Raw genomic sequence first — 2,299 nt, 5'->3', positions numbered from 1 at the left:
GTAACGTTCCGGTGAACTCACATTTTCAAATTTTTTCAGCCCTGTAGCATCGTGGTCATGTCTATCCCCTGAGGCAATAACATGACCACTCACCACACCACCACGCAAAAAGCTCAGCATGTCCGGGACTGGCGCGCCAGCGGCCTTACCCGCCTTCAGTATTGTCGCCTCCACGGCCTTTCCTCTCATGCTTTTCACAAGTGGCTTCGCCTGCCCGATGACGGCGTCTCTGTCACTGATAACCCGGTGCTGCTGCCCGTCTGTATCCTGCCGTCACCTGAACCTGCGCCACCCGACAGCCTCATCACCCTGCACCTCCCCGGCGGCTACCGTATCGACTGCCTTCCCGCACAGCTTCCTGACGTTCTCCGGGCGGTGAAACATGCTGAAGCCTGAGCAGCTCTTCCTCGTCCGCCATCCCGTCGATATGCGCTGTGGTATTGATGTCCTCACTATGTATGTGCAGAATTCACTCAGCATGCCCTGGCATGACGGCGCAGCCTTCCTCTTCACCAATAAAAACCGCACCCGCATTAAATTGCTGAGGTGGGACAGGCACGGCGTCTGGCTCTGCGCCCGCCGTCTGCACCGGGGGCGCTTTATCTGGCCGCGTGACGGCGACAGCACATGGTCGCTCACGCCGGAACAGTTTGACTGGCTCGTCTCCGGCATCGACTGGCAGAAAATGTCCGGTCACGACCTGACAAAATGGACATGACACCTGACACTAATCCGATGATTTTAAATGAATATCTGTGCCGGAAAACGTATAATATCTGGCATGGATATTACCGAACTTCTCTCCACTAACGATCCCGACACGCTACGTCAGCTGGCGTTATCCCTCCTGGAAGAGAACCGTAAAAAAGACGCTTCCCTGAGTGAAAAAGACCATCAGATACACCTGATGAGAGAAGCCCTGATGCTCGCACGACAGCAGCGCTTTGGCCGCCAGGCTGAATCCTTCAGCGGCCTGCAATGCTCCCTGTTCGAAGAGGATGCCGACGCCGATATCGCTTCTGCCGAAACGCAGCTTGCGCGCCTGCTGCCGGAGCCGGAAGAAAAGAAAGCGCGTCCGGTCCGCAAAATCCTGCCGGAACACCTTGTGCGCGAAGAAACCGTTATCGGACCTGACTCCTGCGCCTGCCCGGACTGCGGTCAGCCGCTGCGCCATATCCGCGATGAAATCAGCGAGCGGCTGGACTACATCCCGGCGCAGTTCGTGGTGAAGCGTTACGTTCGCCCGCAGTACGGCTGCGAGGGTTGCCAGCGCGTGGTCTCAGGCCGTCTGCCCGCGCAGATTATCCCGAAGGGCATCCCTGAGCCGGGACTGGTGGCGCAGGTGCTGGTCAGCAAGTTCTGCGACCGCCAGCCGTTGTATCATCAGCAGCAGGTGTTCGCCCGCGCCGGAGTGGAACTGCCGGTCAGCACGCTGGCCGGATGGGTGGGCACGGCCTGCGTCTGGCTGATGCCGCTGGCGGAGCTGCTGCGCACGGAACTGTTAAGCCGCCCGGTGCTTCATGCGGATGAAACGCCGCTGCAAATCCTGAACACGAAAAAGGACGGGAAGGCGCAGAACGGTTACCTGTGGGCGTATGTCAGCGGAGAAACCACGGGCGACAGCGTGGTCTGCTTCGACTGTCAGCCCGGACGGGCGGCGCGTTATCCCGAAGCGTGGCTGGCGGGCTGGAGCGGAACCCTGGTCACGGACGGTTATGCTGTGTATCACTCGCTGAAAAACGGCGGCAGTATCATTAATGCAGGCTGTTGGGCACATGCGCGGCGTGGCTTCGCGGCGTTATATAAGGCGAACCGCGATCCGCATGCCGGAACGGCGCTGAAGATGATCCACGGGCTGTACAGTCTTGAGAAAAAGATCCGCCACAGGTCGCCGGAGAAGATCCGACAATGGCGACAGCGGTATGCGAAACCGCAACTGGATGCGCTATGGGCGTGGCTGACGTCGCAGGCGCAGAAATGCGCGCCGGGTTCAGCGCTGCATAAGGCGATAAAATATGTGCTGTCTCACAAAATGGAACTGAGCCGGTTCGTGGATGATGGCGCATTACCGCTGGATAATAACCGGTGTGAGCGCGCGATCCGCCAGGTGGTAATGGGCCGGAATACGTGGCTGTTCGCCGGATCGTTGCAGGCAGGGCATCGAGCGGCAGCGGTGATGGGCCTGCTGGAGACGGCGCGGCTGAACGGCGTGGAGCCGTATGGCTGGCTGAAATTGGTTCTGGAGCGGCTACCTTCATTACCGGAAGAGCGGCTGCACGAGCTGTTACCCTTCGCGAAA

3 protein-coding genes are annotated in these 2,299 nt (G+C 59.5%); all 3 read left to right on the top strand.

Features of this window, described 5'->3' with window-relative positions:
* The first annotated feature begins 81 nt into the window (after positions 1 to 81).
* Complete coding sequence (gene tnpA, locus F4V61_RS21930; RefSeq protein ID WP_012210023.1) at positions 82 to 396, top strand: IS66 family insertion sequence element accessory protein TnpA; 315 nt, start codon at positions 82 to 84, stop codon at positions 394 to 396.
* Entirely contained in the window at positions 383 to 718 is a 336-nt protein-coding gene (gene tnpB / locus F4V61_RS21925) for an IS66 family insertion sequence element accessory protein TnpB (protein ID WP_038395648.1), read from the top strand. Before tnpA ends, tnpB begins: the two co-directional genes overlap by 14 nt.
* Before the next feature lie 63 nt (positions 719 to 781).
* Positions 782 to 2,299, top strand: a 1,518-nt coding sequence (gene tnpC / locus F4V61_RS21920) for an IS66 family transposase (protein ID WP_432761909.1), incomplete at its 3' end; no start/stop codon positions are given.

Origin of the sequence: Salmonella enterica subsp. arizonae, from assembly GCF_008692845.1 — a bacterium.
Classification (GTDB): Bacteria; Pseudomonadota; Gammaproteobacteria; order Enterobacterales; family Enterobacteriaceae; genus Salmonella; species Salmonella arizonae.
The sequence above is the reverse complement of the archived record's forward strand: the minus strand, read 5'-3'. Positions and strand labels throughout refer to the sequence as shown.

Bases quoted from the DNA above. Each gene is read 5' to 3' on its own strand.
- tnpA (WP_012210023.1), top strand. From the start codon at position 82: ATGACCACTCACCACACCACCACGCAAAAAGCTCAGCATGTCCGGGAC.
- tnpB (WP_038395648.1), top strand. From the start codon at position 383: ATGCTGAAGCCTGAGCAGCTCTTCCTCGTCCGCCATCCCGTCGATATG.